At 66.1% G+C, this 16423-nt stretch carries 11 protein-coding genes; 7 read left to right on the top strand and 4 right to left on the bottom strand.

All coding sequences use genetic code 11. From position 1 onward, the window contains the following. The first annotated feature begins 1 nt into the window (after position 1). A complete protein-coding gene (locus KW835_RS21135; RefSeq protein ID WP_218386072.1) occupies positions 2-637 on the top strand; it encodes an L-threonylcarbamoyladenylate synthase in 636 nt (211 codons plus the stop codon). Between the two features lie 180 nt (positions 638-817). Here KW835_RS21135 and KW835_RS21130 read toward each other — a convergent pair whose 3' ends face one another. Then, complete coding sequence (locus KW835_RS21130; RefSeq protein WP_339385458.1) at positions 818-1996, bottom strand: methyl-accepting chemotaxis protein; 1179 nt, start codon at positions 1994-1996, stop codon at positions 818-820. Positions 1997-2211: 215 nt separating this feature from the next. Here KW835_RS21130 and KW835_RS21125 point away from each other — a divergent pair, with 215 nt between their 5' ends. Next, positions 2212-2880 (top strand): site-2 protease family protein, encoded by a 669-nt coding sequence (locus tag KW835_RS21125; protein ID WP_218386067.1) that lies wholly within the window; start codon positions 2212-2214, stop codon positions 2878-2880. Positions 2881-3069: 189 nt separating this feature from the next. Further along, on the top strand, positions 3070-4374 hold the full coding sequence (locus tag KW835_RS21120) for a tryptophan--tRNA ligase (protein WP_218386065.1): 1305 nt from the start codon (positions 3070-3072) through the stop codon (positions 4372-4374). Between the two features lie 111 nt (positions 4375-4485). Here KW835_RS21120 and KW835_RS21115 read toward each other — a convergent pair whose 3' ends face one another. Continuing rightward, complete coding sequence (locus KW835_RS21115; RefSeq protein WP_218386064.1) at positions 4486-7911, bottom strand: FecR domain-containing protein; 3426 nt, start codon at positions 7909-7911, stop codon at positions 4486-4488. Between the two features lie 12 nt (positions 7912-7923). Further along, a complete protein-coding gene (locus KW835_RS21110) occupies positions 7924-9912 on the bottom strand; it encodes an adenylate/guanylate cyclase domain-containing protein (protein WP_218386062.1) in 1989 nt (662 codons plus the stop codon). Positions 9913-10108: 196 nt separating this feature from the next. Between KW835_RS21110 and KW835_RS21105 the strand changes: the two genes are divergently transcribed. The 4 genes from KW835_RS21105 (at position 10109) to KW835_RS21090 (ending at position 15579) form a co-directional block, all read left to right on the top strand. Next, entirely contained in the window at positions 10109-10384 is a 276-nt protein-coding gene (locus tag KW835_RS21105) for a hypothetical protein (RefSeq protein WP_218386059.1), read from the top strand. Next, positions 10351-11415 carry a formylglycine-generating enzyme family protein gene (locus KW835_RS21100; RefSeq protein ID WP_218386057.1) on the top strand — a complete coding sequence of 355 codons (1065 nt, stop codon included), beginning with the start codon at positions 10351-10353 and terminating at the stop codon, positions 11413-11415. Before KW835_RS21105 ends, KW835_RS21100 begins: the two co-directional genes overlap by 34 nt. Before the next feature lie 145 nt (positions 11416-11560). Then, positions 11561-13879, top strand: coding sequence for a M10 family metallopeptidase (locus KW835_RS21095; RefSeq protein WP_218386055.1), 2319 nt, complete (start codon positions 11561-11563; stop codon positions 13877-13879). Positions 13880-14379: 500 nt separating this feature from the next. After that, positions 14380-15579 carry a site-specific integrase gene (locus KW835_RS21090; protein ID WP_218386053.1) on the top strand — a complete coding sequence of 400 codons (1200 nt, stop codon included), beginning with the start codon at positions 14380-14382 and terminating at the stop codon, positions 15577-15579. Between the two features lie 56 nt (positions 15580-15635). Here KW835_RS21090 and KW835_RS21085 read toward each other — a convergent pair whose 3' ends face one another. Continuing rightward, a complete protein-coding gene (locus KW835_RS21085) occupies positions 15636-15875 on the bottom strand; it encodes a hypothetical protein (protein WP_218386052.1) in 240 nt (79 codons plus the stop codon). Between the last annotated feature and the right edge of the window lie 548 nt (positions 15876-16423).

The raw sequence follows: 16423 nt of genomic DNA, 5'->3' as shown, positions 1-16423 counted from the left end.
CATGGCCCAGTACTTCGAAGCCCACCCAGACAACCCCCAGCCGCGCCTGCTCAAGCAGGCCGCCTTGCTGCTGCAAAAGGGCGGCATCGTGGCCGTGCCCACCGATTCGAGCTACGCGCTGGTCTGCCACCTGGACGACAAGGACGCGGTGGACCGCCTGCGCCGCATCCGCCAGGTGGACGAGAAGCACCACCTCACCCTGTTGTGCCGCGACCTGTCGGAGCTGGCCAACTACGCCCGCGTGGACAACCGGCAGTACCGCCTGCTGAAGCTGGGCACGCCCGGCCCCTACACCTTCATCCTCGAAGCCACCAAGGAAGTGCCGCGCCGCGTCAGCCACCCCTCGCGCAAGACCATCGGCCTGCGCGTGCCCGACCGCAAGGGCCTGCAGCTGCTGCTGGAGCTGCACGGCGCCCCGTTGCTGGCCACCACGCTGATTCCTGCAGGCGAGACCGAGCCCCTGAACGACCCCCAGGAAATCCGCGCGCGCTATGAAAAACTGCTTGACGCCATCGTCGACGCAGGCGCCTGCCCCCTGGAGCCCACCACCGTGGTGGACCTGACCCCCATGGGCACCGGCGGCGACCCCGAAGTCATCCGCGAAGGCCGCGGAAGTTTGCAGGCGCTGGGGTTGTAGAACCAAAGTCTCGGGGCATTCTGAGCCTGCGCAGATCAGGGCAGGCGCACCAGAAAAGCTTTTCGGAACGCAGCGCCCGAAACTGGCGCGACCCAAACGCCGGCGCCACCGTAGAACTGGCTCTGCCAGGCTACGGGTGGCGTCCCCCTGAGGGGGAAGCCGCGCAGCGGCTCAGGGGGCTCAAAGCTTAAACGCCCCGACCGCCTGCTCCAGATCGCTGGCCTGCGCCGACAGTGCCGAGGCCGTGGCGACGGCGTTCTGAACCAGTGCCGCCGTTTCCTGCGTGGCGCCATCCATGTGCGAGACGGCGGTGTTCACATGGCTGATGGCCTCGCTCTGCTCGCGCAGGGCCACGGATATCTCGCCCAGCAGGGTGCTCACCTGGCCGACGGCGGTGACGATCTCCTCCATGGTCTTGCCAGCCTTGCCGACCTGGCCCGCGCCGCTTTCCACCTGCTCGACCGAAGCGCTGATCAGCGCCTTGATCTCGCGCGCGGCCACGGCGCTGCGCTGGGCCAGGTTGCGCACTTCGCTGGCCACCACGGCAAAGCCGCGGCCCTGCTCGCCCGCGCGCGCGGCCTCGACAGCGGCGTTGAGTGCCAGGATGTTGGTCTGGAAGGCGATGCCTTCGATCACCTGGATGATGTCCACGATCTTGCGCGAGCTGCCGCTGATGGCCTGCATGGTCTGCACCACCTCGCCCACCACCGCGCCACCCTGCTCGGCAATGGCCGACGCCTTGACAGCCAGGCCGCTGGCCGAATGCGCACGTTCGGCGTTCTGGCGCACGGTGGCGGTCAGTTCCTCCATGCTGGCGGCGGTTTCCGTCAGGGACGACACCTGGTCTTCCGCGCGGCGCGACAGATTGCTGTTGCCCCGGTCGATATCGGCGGCCGATGCGGTGATGGAATCGGTGCTTTGCTTGATGCGCGAGACCAGGTCCGTGAGCGTGTCTTCCATGGTGCCCAGACCGTCGAGCAGACGGCCGAAGTCGCCCTCCAGGTCAGAACTGAACTCCTGACTCAGGTCGCCGGACGCCACGGTCTCGGCGATCAGGATGGCCTGGTTGAGCGGGCTCACGATGCCACTGCGCAGCGTCAGAAAGGCCACGAGCGACAGCGCAAACACCGCGATGCCTCCACCCACGATCCAGGAACGCGCTCCGGACAACTGTTCTTGCGCGTCCCGGGCCTTGGACGTGCGCTCGCCGTCGGTGGTGGTGGAGACCGCACTGCGGTAGGTATCTTCGGCACGACTGATACGGGACAGGCCCATGCCCATGATCAGCGCCATCAGCAGCGCAATGCCGCCGAAGGCAAGAACGAGGCGGGTTCCGATTTTGAGGTGATCCAGGGGCACGGGATGTCTCCGAAGGGTGTTCTGTGTGAGTATGGGACGCAGCGCAACGAAAAACCGCAGCCGTGTGCGATGCATTTTGTTACTCCGTTGCCACATGCTATCAACGATTGGGCACCGAGGGTGTAACGCTGTCGTACAACTGCATCACCCGCGCCGCCACCGGCAGACTTCCCCCTGTGACAGGGACGGACGCCAGGGTCTGAGAGAATCCACGGGTGGACATCTCCAATCTCATCCAAACCGTTCTGATCTACGCCCTGCCGGTGTTGTTCGCCATCACCGTGCACGAGGCAGCCCATGGCTATGCCGCGCGCCACTTCGGCGACAACACCGCGTACATGATGGGGCGCATCACGCTCAACCCGCTCAAGCACATCGATCCGGTCGGCACGATCCTGATGCCGCTGCTGCTGTACTTCGCCACCTCCGGCGCATTCCTGTTCGGCTACGCCAAGCCGGTGCCGGTCAACTTCGGCCACCTTCGCAACCCCAAGCGCGACATGATCTGGGTCGCGCTGGCCGGGCCGGCGTCCAATTTCTTCCAGGCCATCGGCTGGGCCGTGCTGCTGGTGGCGCTGGTGGGCTCGGGCGTGGAGGAACGCTTCTTCATAGAGATGGCGCGCGCCGGGGTGCTGGTCAACCTGGTGATGTGGGCGTTCAACCTGTTCCCGCTGCCGCCCCTTGACGGCGGGCGCATCCTGGTCGGCCTCCTGCCCTGGAAGCAGGCCCACATGGTCTCGCGCATCGAGCCCTATGGCTTCTTCATCGTTCTGGCCCTGGTGGTGGCAGGGGTGGTGGGAACGCTTTGGCTGCGCCCCCTGATGTCGGTGGGCTACACGGTCATCCAGTTCCTGCTCACACCGCTCACGGCGCTGTTGAAATGACGCTTCCCCTGAATCGACTGTGCCGCCTTCCCTCTCTCCTTCGGGTTGGGGACGCAACCGGTGGCCCGGCAGAGCCAGTTCCACGGGCGCACTGGCGGGCGCGGCGCCCGTCTCGCGTGCCGCACTCCACCTCTGGCATCGTGCAATGTCCCACCGTCTCCTTGTCCTCCATTTGCTGATTTCGTCCCCATGAGCACTACGCGTTTTCTCACCGGCATCACCACCACGGGCACGCCCCACCTGGGCAACTTCGTGGGCTCGATCCGCCCCTCGGTGGCGGCCAGCCTGTCGCCCGACGTGCAGAGCTTTTACTTCCTGGCCGACTACCACGCGCTGATCAAGTGCGAAGACCCGGTGCGCATCCAGCGCTCCACGCTGGAGATCGCGGCCAGCTGGCTGGCGGCGGGCCTGAACCCCGATCACGTCACCTTCTACCGCCAGTCCGACATTCCCGAGATTCCCGAGCTCAACTGGCTGCTCTCGTGCGTGACCGGCAAGGGAGTGCTCAATCGTGCCCACGCCTACAAGGCATCGCAGGACAAGAACCTGGCTGCCGGGCGTGAGGCCGATGACGGCGTGACAGCGGGCTTGTTCATGTACCCCGTGCTCATGGGCGCCGACATCCTGATGTTCAAGGCGCACAAGGTGCCTGTGGGGCGCGACCAGATCCAGCACATCGAGATGGCGCGCGACATGGCCGCGAGCTTCAACCACCTGTACGGCGAGCACTTTGTGCTGCCCGAAGCAGCCATCGACGAGCACGTGGCCACACTGCCCGGCCTGGACGGCCGCAAGATGAGCAAGAGCTACGACAACACCATCCCGCTGTTCAGCTCTCGCGAGCAGCTCAAAAAACTCATCGGTTCCATCCTCACCGACTCGCGCGCGCCCGGCGAGGCCAAGGAGGTCGAAGGCTCCGCGCTGTTTCAGATCTACCAGGCCTTCGCCACGCCCGCCGAGACCGAGGCGCTGCGCAAGGCGTATGCCGACGGCATCGCCTGGGGCGACGCCAAGAACACGCTGTTCGAGCGCGTGGACGAGGTGATCGCGCCCATGCGCGCCAAGTACGAGGACCTGATCCACAACCCCGCCCGCATCGAAGCCACGCTGCTGGCGGGTGCCGAGCGGGCCCGCGCGCTGGCCACGCCGTTCATCCGCGAGTTGCGCTCGGCCGTGGGCCTGCGCAGCCTGGCCCAGGCCGCCACGGCTGCCAAGCCTGTGAAGGCGGCCAAGGCCGCCCTGCCTGCCTTCAAGCAGTACCGCGAGGCGGATGGAAAGTTCTACTTCAAGCTGGTGGCGGCGGACGGACGGCTGCTGCTGCAGAGCACCGGCTTCGATGCGCCGAAGGAGGCGGGGCAGGCCATCGGCCAGTTGCAGAAGGATGCGGGTGCTCTGCAGGCGCTATCTGCTCGCCTGGCACCCGTCGATGGCGTGCAGGCCGACGAGGTGGCCGCAGCGCTGCAGGCCCTGGCAGACGCGGCCGCCGCAGCCTGAGCGAATCGCCCCGCTCGCCCCCGAAGCCGGCCTCTGAGGCCGGCTTTTTCGTTGCTACTTTATTGATAGCAAATAGCGCACACTCATCATGCGTTAGCGGCCAAAAACATATCAATCGCGGTAGCGCACCAATGCCCACAGCGTCGGCCGCTCACCGGTGCGCAGCCCGGTCTGCACCGTGCCGGTCAGGCTCCAGCGCCGGTCCAGCGACTCCCAGCCGTGGGCCAGGGCCAGGCTCCAGCCGGGCGGGCGCAGTACCGTGTTGGCCTCGTCGCTGTAACGCGCGCCGCGCCAGGTCATGCGCAGCAGCGAGAAGCTGCGGCCCTCGTGCCGCCAGGTGGTCTGGGCCAGCGCCACATGCCGCGCAAAGCCGGGCAGCAGATGGCCTGCAAAGCCTGTGCCGGTGTTGCGCGAGTCGGTGTGGATGTAGCTGCCCAGCACGCTCCAGCGCGGCCCGAGCAGGTGGTTCACGGACACGCTGGCCTGCGCCAGGTGGCCCTGGCCGAAGACCGGCGTTTCCTCGTACGTGTTGAGCGTGGTCTGCGCGTTGAGCACCACGGGCGCGATGGTGGCCACGTTGTCGAACAGCGCACCGGTGTTCTGCGCAAACAGCCTGCCACTGCGCGTGGCCGGGTTGCTGATGCGCTGGCCCGACAGGCTGGCCCCCACGAAGGTGGACGCCCCCAGCTCCCAATCGAGCTGCACCGCGTGCTTGCGCGCGTAGCTGCCGGCCAGCAGGTACTGGTTGTCCACGGCGATGGCGCCGGTGGACACGGGGGCCAGCGTGTGGGTGCCGGGCGCGCGCAGGCTCTCCTGGTAGGCCCAGTGCAGCGCACGGCCGGGCGCGAGGCGCAGGCTGGCGCCCAGTCGGGGCAGCACACGGCGGCGGTGCGTCGCGCTGTCGTCGATGGGCCGCAGCAGGTCCTGGCCCGTCGCGGTGTCGGTGTAGCGGTTGCTTTGCTGCAGGGCCAGGCGCGGCCAGTAGGCCTCGGCCATCCAGCTCCAGGCACCGGTGCGCCACTCGCCCGCCACCCACGGCATGCTGTAGCGCTCGGTGTTGGTGTTGGGCGTGGTGATCACCGGGTCGGCGATGGCGCTGCCGCTGTCGCGGTCCACGCGCTCCCAGCCGGTACTCAGGCGGTGTGCACCCCACAGCATGGTGTGGCGCAGGAAGACGCCCTTCTCGTCACTCGCGTAGCGATAGTCCTGCGGGCCGTAGCGCGCGTCGTCCAGCACCAGGCCCACGGTCTGGCGGCCGGTATGCACCTTGGCCCAGGTCTGGCTGTCGGCCGACCAGCGCCACGATGCGCCCACGTCGGTGCGACGAGTGCGTGTTTCAGCCCCGCCGGTGAAGGTGATGCCGTTGCCGAAGTCCAGGCCGTCCGGAAACCGGTAGCGCAGCGTGGCGTCGCCGTGCAGCACAAAGAGCGCAAGGCTTTCGGTGGGCCGGGCCCCCACCGCCAGGTCGATGCCGGGCGACGACAGTCGGTAGCGCGAGCCGGGCGGGCCTTCGCGCGGCCACATCTGCACATCGTTGGCACGCACCAGCCAGGACACGGGCAGGCTGCCGGCAGCCAGGCCGCGGTGGCCCACGTCCACCGTGGCGTTGTGGCGCAGCGGATTGCGCTCGGCACTCGCGCCGGCCGTCCATTCGCTGCCGGTGGTGAGCATCAGCGGTGCGCGCTTGTCGCTGGCACCGAACACCGTGGGGTCGGTGAGGTAGCCCTGAAAGAGCTCGGAGCGGCGGTTGAAGTCGCTCTCGTACCGGTCGGCCAGAAAAAAGTGGCTGCCGGCCCACAGCGGGTAGTACGAGGCGCTGGCATAGGCGCGGGCCCAGTGCTCCATGCCGAAGTCGCCCAGCGCCTTGCCCAGGTTGGCCGAGCCCTGGCTGTCCGACGCGAGCGGGTTCATGGACTTGAGGTACGGCAGCCGTACGAGCGCTTCGCGCGCCGCTGCGATGGCCAGCACGGGCTCGCCGCTGTCGTTGCGCAGCATCGCCTCGATCTGCCAGGGCAAGGGGTCGCGCGGGTCGGCGATGCGTGCGCGGTCCAGCGCGTCGAGCGCGGCGGCGCGCTCGCCCAGCGTGTACTCGGCCACCGCCAGCCACACCTGGGCGCGTGCGTGGCGCGGCTCGATCACCAGGGCCTTGAGCAACTGGGTGCGCGCAGCCTGCGCATCGCCTTGCCGCAGCGCCAGCAGCCCGGCGCCCGCCAGGCCCACGTAGTCGTCACCCGCCAGCGCCAGGGCCGCATCGACGCCCGCGCGCGCTTCAGGCAGGCGCAGCGACTCGGTGGCGGCCGTGGCCAGCTCGCCGTGGTAGGTGGGGTCGCCAGGGGCCAGCGCCACGGCGCGCTCCAGTGCGGCGCGGGCCGCACGCGCGTCGCCGCGCTCCTGCAGCGCACGGCCCCAGGCCCACAGCGCCTGGGCACGCAGCTCCGCCGCAGCACCGGCATCGGCCTGTGCACGGTCCACCGCCTCGCTGTACAGGGCCAGGGCCGCTTCGCCCTGCCCGTCCAGGCGGTGCCAGTCGCCATCGGCCAGCAGGAGCTCGACAGCCTGCGGCGCCAGGGCGCGCGCGGCATCGATCCAGGCACGCGCTTCGGCGGAGCGGTCCAGCGCCATCAGCAGCTCGCCGCGGCGCGCCGCCGTGCGCACATCCCGCGTGCGCCGCCAGGCGGTGGCAAGGCGGGTCTGCGCGGCATCGATCCGGCCATCCAGCACGTCCAGGTCCGCCAAGGCCAGATCGACCACCGCGCCGCCTTCTGCCTGCACGGCCATCGCCTGCAGCCGCTGCTGCGCACCGGCCCAACGCCCGGCCTGCAGATCGCCCCGCACCTGCGCCAGCGCGGGCGAGATGTCTGCCCGCTGAAACTCGGCCCAGCGCGCCACGCGGGCCGGGTAGGCCATGACCCATTGCACGCGGTCGCGCGGGCTGACCAGCAGCCGCTTGACGGGCGCCTGGCCTGGCTCGGCGGTGCCCTGCTCGGCCGGGCCCAGCTGCACGCTGCCCTGCGCGTTGGAGAGCTCGACCAGCCCCGACAGCACGGTGAGCGTGGTGCGGCCGGCCGCATCCACCTCCACATCCCAGTCGGTGCCCCGCACCACGGCCAGGGCCGCCGGGGTCTGCAGCTGCAGCGCTGCCGGCGTCTTCTTGGTGCGGGCCCACAGGCGGCCGGCTGCGAGCTCCAGCACGGTCCGCGCGGGCTGCGATTCGCACAGGCGCACCTGCGCCTGGGCCGCCATGCGGATCTGCGTGCGGTCGGCCAGCAGCAGCGCGGCCGACGACAGCGCCAGCGTGCGCATGTCGGCACCCGGGCGCAGCTGCTGCGACAGCACGGCGCTGGACCACGGCTCGACGCCGGGCGCGCGGGTCTGCCCCTGCCCGGTCAGCGCCACGATCTGCGCGGCCGGGGCATCGGGCGCTGCCGGGGCGCCTGTGCACTGGGCCCAGGCAGCAGGGCCGGCCAGCCCCGCCGCCACCAGGCCCACGGGAGTCATCCAGACAAAACGGCGTATGCGCATGGGACGGTCTTTCATGAAACTCAAGCGTCAGGACTTGTCGAGCGCTCGGGCGCCAAACACGGTGGGGACCTGAGCGGACGGCGGCTCGTTCATCCTCGCCTGGACCCGGTCTCGCAGTTGCACGGTGTGCGCCAGCCACTGCGGTGCGTGCTGCCCCGCGTGCGCGTGCCACTGCACGCAGCACTGCAGGGCCTGCGCCCAGTCGCCCGCATGCAGGTGGCCTCGCAGCGCCAGGCTGATCTCCACCAGCACCGCGTCATCGCACGGGGTGTAGACGTCGATGCCCGCGCTGCGCCCTGCCAGCACCACCGCATCCACCCAGAGCAGGTGCGCCAGTGCGTTGCCCCCCGCAGGCAGTGCGTCGCGCATGGCAGCCGAAAGCAGGATGCTGGTTCCGAAAGCTTTGTTCGCGCCTTCCAGCCGCGCGGCGGTGTTCACCGCATCGCCCACCGCGGTGTAGGTGAAGCGTTCGTGCGAGCCCAGATGCCCCACCGCCGCCTCGCCCGTGTGCAGGCCAATGCGCAACAGCACCCGGCCGAAAGGGGTGCCCTGCCACTCGGTGCGCAGCGCCACCATGTCGGCCTGCATGGCCTCTGCGCAAGCCAGTGCGCGTGCAGCGTGGGCTGGCTCGGGCAGCGGCGCATTCCAGAACGCCATGACCGCATCGCCAATGAACTTGTCGAGCGTGCCTCCGTGCTGGTGCACGCAGCGCGTCATGCGCGTGAAATACGCGTTCAGCGCCTGGGCCACCGCCTCGGGCGGCAGGTTTTCACTGGCTGCGGTGAAGCCCGCCAGATCGGAGAACAGCAGCGTGAGAACGCGGCGCTCGCCCTGCACGGCGGCAGGGGCCGTGCCCGCGGCGGCGAGCGCGTCCACCACCGCAGGCGGCACGTAGCGCGCGAAGTCGCTGCGCAGCTGCTCGCGGCGGCGGCGCTCGCGCCAGTAGCTGCCGGCCGCCCCCACGTTCAGGTGCAGCAGCAGGCCCGCCAGCGTGGGCAGCGCGCTCCACCACACGCCCACCAGATAGGCCCAGAAGGCGCCGATCAAGGCCAGCAGCGACAGCGCCACAGTGAGCCAGCCCGCACGCCACCCGCGCCAAACGCGCGTGGCCCACGCCGCGAACGCCACCGCCAGCACCGCCTGCAGCGCGGGGCCCGCCGGGTGCGCCGGCACGATCCAGTCGCCCGTCAAGCCGTTGATGAGGGCCGTGGCATGCATGAACACCCCCGACTGCGTGCCGGCGCCCCGCAAGCGCTGCGGTGTCGTGAACTGGTCCACCCCGCCCACCGGCGTGTTCTGCCCCACCAGCACCAGCCGGCCTTTCAGCGCACCGGGCGGCAGGCTCTGCCCGGGCTCCAGCACTTGGCTGTAGTGGGCATAGGGCAGCGGCACTTCCGGTGCGTAGTGGCGCATCAGCGCACCGGGCGGCGGTGCGGTGACGGGGCGGCCCGCGCTCTGCGCGAGCACACGCCAGAAAGCATCGCCCTGGGCGGGCGCGCGGCGCAGCACGCCGTCGTCGTCCACATCCACGGCCACGCTGCCATGGCGCGCCTGGGTGAATAGGGACGGCACGCCCTGCCGGTAATGCGCCACCTGCGAGCTTTGCACCGTGACCTCGGCACTGGCCAGCACGACGGGCATGCGGCCCTGCAGGGCACTGCCCAGGGCCGCATCGTCCGCCGCAGTCTGCGCGGAGGCGAAAAGCAGGTCCACTCCCACTGCGGCAGCACCTGCGGCCGACACCGCCCCCAGCATGCGCGCGTGCAGGCTGCGCGGCAGCGGTGGAGACAGGTTCAGTTCGGCCAGGCTGGGTTCGTCGATGCCCACCACCAGCACACCGGCATCGGGACGCACCGGCGCGGTCAGGCTGCTGAGCAGGTCGTACTCGAGCCGCGCAAGCGGCGTCCACAGCGGCAACAGCCACAGGAAAGCCAGCAGCAAGAGCGCAGCCAGCACCCGCAGCCCCCAGGACTGCCATGCGCCCTCCAACCCGTTCGGTGCCAGACTGGCCGTCATCTGCGCCTCTCTCGAAACGCTCGGCCGACAACGATGTTTTTTGCACGACCGCGTGTAACACACTGTATCTCGATCGATCGAATCCGCACTGCGTAGACACCCTGAGACGCGTCGCATCAAGCGCCAGGGGCCATGGTGTCCCGCGCGTTCTTGTGCTTAAACTGGGCGCATCTGCATGTTCTTTTCTGGAGATGCCATGAAGCTGTCGACTGTTTCTGTCGGGGCGCTGGCCGGCGCGCTGGCCGGCCTGCTGGCGGGGTGCAATACCGCCACCATGCCCCCGTCCGCCGCGATGGCCTCGGGGCGCGACCGCACGTTCAGCGTGCCTGTGTATGGTGCGGACACCGCCCCGGCCTATGGCGTCGCCACCCGCGAATGCCAGAAGCTGATGCTGTTTCCCAAACTGCTGCGCAATGACGGCTCGCGCCTGGTCTTCGAATGCGTGAGCGAAGCGCCAGACCGCCAGCCCTGAGCCGCGCGCGCAGCGCAGTGCCGGCTGGCGCCCTCGCTGCGCTGGCGGCCCTGCTCGCGGGCTGCGCCGCGCCATCGCCGCCGACGCAGGACGCGGCCCCGCCCCATGGGCGTCCCGCTGCCTGGACCAACAGCATCGGCATGGCGTTCGTGCAGGTGCCTGCGGGCACCTTCTCCATGGGCGGCGTGGAGTCGCCCGAGGCGCTCGCCCAGGCCTATCCCACGCTGGAGCCTCGGCGCTTCACCGATCTCGCGGACGAGCAACCCGCGCACACCGTGCACATCAGCCGCGCGTTCTACCTGGGCCGGCACGAAGTGACCGTGGGCCAGTTCCGCCGTTTCATCGACGCCTCGGGCTACGTGCCCGAGTCGGTGGCGGACGGCACTGGCGGCTACGGCTACAACGCGCAATACGACCCGGCCACCACGCGGCGCGGCGACGCTTTCGAAGGGCGCGACCCGCGCTACTCCTGGCGCAACCCCGGCTTTGCGCAGGGCGACGACCATCCTGTCGTCAACGTCACCTGGAACGACGCTCAGGCCCTGGCAGCGTGGCTGAGCCGCACCGAAGGCCACCGCTACCGCCTGCCCACCGAGGCCGAATGGGAATACGCCTGCCGCGCGGGCACCCGCACACGCTACCCCCATGGTGACGACCCGAAGGGCCTCGCACAGATGGCCAATGTCTTCGACCAGGCTGCGGCACCCTTGTGGGCACGCTGGCAGCAGCATGCCCTGAAGGGCAACGATGGGTATGCCTTCACGGCCCCCGTCGGCAGCTATGCGCCCAATGCGTTCGGCCTGTACGACATGCTGGGCAATGCGTGGGAATGGGTGGCGGACTGGCATGGCGACGACTACTACGCGCAGTCGCCGAGCTACGACCCGCAGGGCCCCGCAGAAGGCTCGGTGCGCGTGCGCCGAGGGGGCTCCTGGCACACATGGTCGTTCTATGCACGCTGCGGCTATCGCAACTGGAACAGCCCCCAAACCCGCTACACCTTGGTTGGAATCCGGCTGGCCAGAGATTGAGGGGGTGGAGCAGGTACCTGCAGGCAGCCCTGGCCCAGGAGAAGCGTCAACGAATGCACATATATTTGTTGACTTTCGTAGGACAGGACCGACATTTCTGACCGGGGCACGATAATTTGGGTATCTCCCAAACCTTATCGCAGCCATGAGCAGTCCGTCCTTATCCCTCTTCTATGTTCCGCTGTATCGTACGGACGACGATGATGCGCGGACGGCATCCGAGCCGCAGGGCGATAACTTCGGCCAAGCCTTTTCCGGCGGCGGCAACGGCATCGGTGCGAGCGTCGTGGGGGTATACACCTTCTCGTCCTCGGAAATCGGCAACTCTTCCGTGCAGGGGCTGTCGGTACGCAATCTGGCAGGCGGGGTGAAGTGGGGAACCGATGGGCTCGGCAATGGCGTATCGCTGACCTACAGCTTCCTGGTGCAGGGCGTGTCGGTATTCAACGAGAGCGAAGGCAACAGCTCTGTCACATCCTCCTTCTCGGCATCACAAAAGGCGGGCGCTCAGTCGGCCATGCAGAAGTATGCCAACGTGGCCAACATCACCTTCGCGCAGGTGACTGACTCGGCCGCACTGGCCGGAGACATCCGCTGGGGCAACTCGACCGGCATTTCCACCGCCATGGCGTACTTCCCATCCAATAGCGGCGTCGGTGGGAACGTCTGGTTCGGGACGAACTACTCCGACTACCAGAACCCCGTGGCGGGCGGGTATGGATACCAGACCTTCATCCACGAGCTGGGGCATGCGATGGGCCTGAACCATCCGCACACGTCGACGACGAACACGCCCGTGCCTGGGCATGACGTGTTGCAGTACTCCATCATGAGCTACAGAGGCTACGTGGGCCAGCCCTTGAACTCGGGCTACAGCCTGAGCTACTACCCGACAACGCCGATGATCGACGACGTCGCGGCGCTGCAGGCCATGTACGGCGCCAACATGTCCTACAGGGCAACGAACACGGTCTACTCGTGGGCAGCGGGAGCCCAGATCTTCGAGACCATCTGGGATGCGGGCGGCATCGACCATATCGACGCCTCCAACCAGACTCAGGGCGCCGTCATCAACCTGCAGCCTGGCACGTTCTCTTCCATTGGCGCATCCATCTGGAATGGCCAAACCAGTATCCGCGACACGCTGGGCATCGCCTACGGCGCGGTGATCGAGAACGCCACGGGGACCGCCTACTCCGATCTCATCTACGGCAACTCGGTGGCCAACACCCTGGTGGGCGGCTCGGGCAACGACACCATCGAAGGCGGGCTGGGCAACGACACCATCGAAGGCGGGCTGGGCACGGACACCATCATCCTGGCGGGTGCGCGAGGGACATACAGCGTCGCCCGGCCTACCGCCACGGAAGTGATTCTCACGGGCAATGGGCAGACGGTCACCGTAAGTGACGGCGAGCGTTTTCAGTTCACCGATGTCACCCGCAACCTCGAAGAGCTCATCGGTACCGTACCCACATCCGGTCCCGACCAGTTGGTCGGCTCGGCCGGGGACGACTCCATCAACGGCCTGGCGGGCAATGACAGCATCAGCGGCCTGGGCGACAACGACACCCTCATCGGCGGCGCCGGCATTGACACCCTCGTGGGCGGCCAGGGCGACGACACCTATGACGTGGATGTGGCCGGCGACGTGATCAACGAAGCCCTCAACGAAGGCATCGACCTGGTGCGCGTGGCCCTGGCCTCCGGCACCTACAGCATGGCCGACCACATCGAGAACGCCATCGTCACCTCTGCCGCCGCCGTGGGCATCACCGGCAACGCGCTGGACAATCTGCTCACCGGCAACGCCATGGCCAACACCCTCACCGGCAGCGGCGGCAACGATACGCTGGACGGCGCCGCCGGCGGCGACCGCCTGGTGGGCGGCACGGGCGATGACAGGTACATCGTGAACATGGCCAGCGATGTGATCGTGGAAGCCCTCTCCGAGGGCCTTGACAGCGTGGACGTGAGCTTCACGGCAGCCGGCACCTATGTGCTGTCGGCCAACGTGGAGAACGCTCTTGTCACCAACGCGTTGAACGTCAACCTGACGGGCAATGCGGACGCCAACCTGCTCACAGGGGGCGATGGCGCCAACCTGCTCAGCGGCCTGGGCGGCAACGACACCCTCGTGGGCGGGCTGGGCAAGGACACGCTGACCGGCGGTGCGGGCGCAGACCGCTTCGTTTTCTCCACGGCGCCCAGCGCTGGCAATGTGGACACGATCACGGATTTCCAGTCGGGCGTCGATGTCATCGCGTTGTCTGCCAGCGTGTACTCTGCGCTGGGGGCTGCCGGCAACACAGTCGGGCTCAGCGCCAACCTCACCTACAACAGCACGACAGGCATTCTGGCCTATGACGCCGACGGCGCCGCCGGAGACCCCGCAGTCCAGATCGCGCTGCTGGGCGTGTCGACCCACCCCGCCTCGCTGGGTGCGGCCTTCCTGCTGATCTGAAGGCTTCGCCGCGCCCGCCACGGGCATCCGCGGTCGCTCGCTACCGCGTGGTTGTTGATTCACGCTGAAAATTAAGCCATCTGGAACTGGCGCGGTCTCAAGCAGGCCCCTGATGGGCTTTGCAGTCCCTCCCTGATCAGCTCTACCCCTAGCTGGGGTTGATGCACCGAGCGATGCGTGCTGATACGGACGCTTTAGTAGCCTCCCCGGGAAGCTCACAATTTGTGAAACTGCACGAGGGGGGGCGATTCGAGCGCCGGTAGCGGGGGGGGGAATTTGATGGGTAGAAATGAAAAACGGGCCACGAGGGCCCGTCTTTGCTTGCTTACTGGCGGAGAGGGTGTCTGCCAAAAATACATCCAGCAATGATCAACAGGATCCAAAAACTTGCTCTACATTGTTGTTTTATATAAAGAAAATGTCCAACAACATCCAAGCACTACCGATAGGAACAGGCTGACAGTGGCATACTGATTGGCACACCCAATCAGATTTCCACGATGGCCGCAATCACTGACACTAAGGCGCGAAGTATCAAACCAGCGGACCCGGCAATGCCTCATGGCAGCATCACCGGTCTTGCCCTACACCCCTCTAGCACCAAGGGCCACGGCAAATGGGTCCTGCGATACGTCAGCCCAATCTCGGGCAAACGTCGAAATGCCGGCCTGGGCTCCTACCCTGAGATCAGCATCGCGGAAGTGGGCAAGCGCGCAACCGCAATGCGCATCGAGCTGGCCGAGGGCAAGGATCCGCTGGAAGAGAAGGCAAAGACTAAAGCCAAGCCTACGGTCCCCACCTTCAAGGAAGCGGCTCTCACACTTCATGGAAACCTTCTTCCTGGCTGGAAGAACCCCAAGCATGGCCAGCAATGGCTCAACACCCTGCAGGAGTACGTTTTCCCAAAGATGGGGACCAAACGTTTGCACGAGATTCAACCTAGCGACGTTGCCGAGGTGCTGAAGCCAATCTGGCTCATCAAGGCAGAAACAGCCGGTCGGATCAAACAGCGCATTCATGCCGTGATTGCCTGGGGTTTGGCCCACGGATACTGCCAATCCAATCCCGCTGATGTGGTTGGCCATTTGCTCCCGCAGCAGCCAGGCAAGGCTGTGCGTACTCAACACCATCCCGCCATGCCCTGGCGAGAAGTTCCAGAGTTCGTGCAGAAACACCTCCGGCCGGGCGACCGACCTGAGGTGACGCGCACCTTGCTTGAATTTGTGATTTTGACAGCCTGCCGCTCAGGCGAGGCACGGGGGGCAACCTGGAACGAGATCGATCTCAAGAACAAAACTTGGACTATCCCGCCCGAGCGCATGAAGGCAAAGTTTCCCCATCGCGTCCCGCTTTCGCCACGTGTGATGACAATCCTTGGAGAGCAGATGGACTTGCATAAAACCCTCGTGTTCCCTTCGGTACGAGATCAGGTCGAGCTCTCCGACATGGCACTGACATCGCTTCTGCGCCGGTTGAATGCTCGCAGTGACACCCCTGGAAGAGTGGCAACAGCACATGGATTCCGATCAAGCTTTCGGGATTGGTGCAGCGAGAAAGGTGTAGCTCGCGACCTCGCAGAGCGTTCATTGGCGCACTCAATTAAAGACAAGGTAGAGGCAGCCTACCATCGCACCGATCTACTCGAGCAGCGTCGGAAGATTATGAATTTATGGCAAGCCTTTGTCACAGACACGCCCTAAAATGAGATCCAATACCATCTGCTAAAGATAAATCTTATAAAACCCCTCAACCGACATCAAGATCTAGAAGGGTTTAACCGAGGATCCTCGACATCAGGATCCAGCTCTGGAAATTGCATCATGATGGGATGCATAAAATCGCGAAACACTTTAATCATCGCCACTCCAATCTCCTGCCTTATCCTTTTTTCAAGCTCTGGGTCTGGAATTGCACTTGCAATATCACCGATTTCGCTAAGAAATTCGCCAAGCTCTTGCGCGCATTTCATAATATTTTTCGCCTCATCGATATTCATTAGAATCCTTTAAACAGGCCATTTCGCCCACATTAATAGTCATTACATTTGTTGTCTCGCATGCATTTCCGGATACAAAGACGAATGCCATTAAATCCATCAGTGACGCGCCCCTCCGCATATTCATCTCTACAAAAATCCGCACATTTTTGCCAAACTTTTTTGCAGCGCCCAGTTAAGAAATTCACACATGTATCAACCACCGGCGGTATCACACAAGCCCAAGGCATGACCATACAAAGCGTGCGAGTTGGGTCAGGTAGCGTTGGAGGCGGAATGTAGGGATCGACGGGAGGAGGCACAGGGGGCTCAGGATCAATAGGGGGCGGATTTGTATCCCAACACTGTCCTGTTAGAACAGAGCAGACGCGGATCAGCCCCGTCGGATCGGTATAGCTCAGCGGATTCCCAGTGACATACCTGTCGCATCCCGGATGATTGCATAGACTCTAAACGCTATCCACTCTTCATGGCGCGAGCCGTTCTGCAAGAGTTGATAGAGTCGTTTCAATCCACCCAGGGAGTGAAGCCATGTTGATAGCCCTGCA

The organism is Acidovorax sp. sic0104, assembly GCF_019219095.1.
Taxonomy (GTDB): domain Bacteria; phylum Pseudomonadota; class Gammaproteobacteria; order Burkholderiales; family Burkholderiaceae_C; genus Acidovorax.
The sequence above is the reverse complement of the archived record's forward strand: the minus strand, read 5'-3'. Positions and strand labels throughout refer to the sequence as shown.

Bases quoted from the DNA above. Each gene is read 5' to 3' on its own strand.
- KW835_RS21095 (WP_218386055.1), top strand. From the start codon at position 11,561: ATGAGCAGTCCGTCCTTATCCCTCTTCTATGTTCCGCTGTATCGTACG.
- KW835_RS21110 (WP_218386062.1), bottom strand. From the start codon at position 9,912: ATGACGGCCAGTCTGGCACCGAACGGGTTGGAGGGCGCATGGCAGTCC.
- KW835_RS21090 (WP_218386053.1), top strand. From the start codon at position 14,380: ATGGCCGCAATCACTGACACTAAGGCGCGAAGTATCAAACCAGCGGAC.
- KW835_RS21085 (WP_218386052.1), bottom strand. From the start codon at position 15,875: ATGAATATCGATGAGGCGAAAAATATTATGAAATGCGCGCAAGAGCTT.
- KW835_RS21105 (WP_218386059.1), top strand. From the start codon at position 10,109: ATGAAGCTGTCGACTGTTTCTGTCGGGGCGCTGGCCGGCGCGCTGGCC.
- KW835_RS21115 (WP_218386064.1), bottom strand. From the start codon at position 7,911: ATGAAAGACCGTCCCATGCGCATACGCCGTTTTGTCTGGATGACTCCC.
- KW835_RS21120 (WP_218386065.1), top strand. From the start codon at position 3,070: ATGAGCACTACGCGTTTTCTCACCGGCATCACCACCACGGGCACGCCC.
- KW835_RS21100 (WP_218386057.1), top strand. From the start codon at position 10,351: ATGCGTGAGCGAAGCGCCAGACCGCCAGCCCTGAGCCGCGCGCGCAGC.
- KW835_RS21135 (WP_218386072.1), top strand. From the start codon at position 2: ATGGCCCAGTACTTCGAAGCCCACCCAGACAACCCCCAGCCGCGCCTG.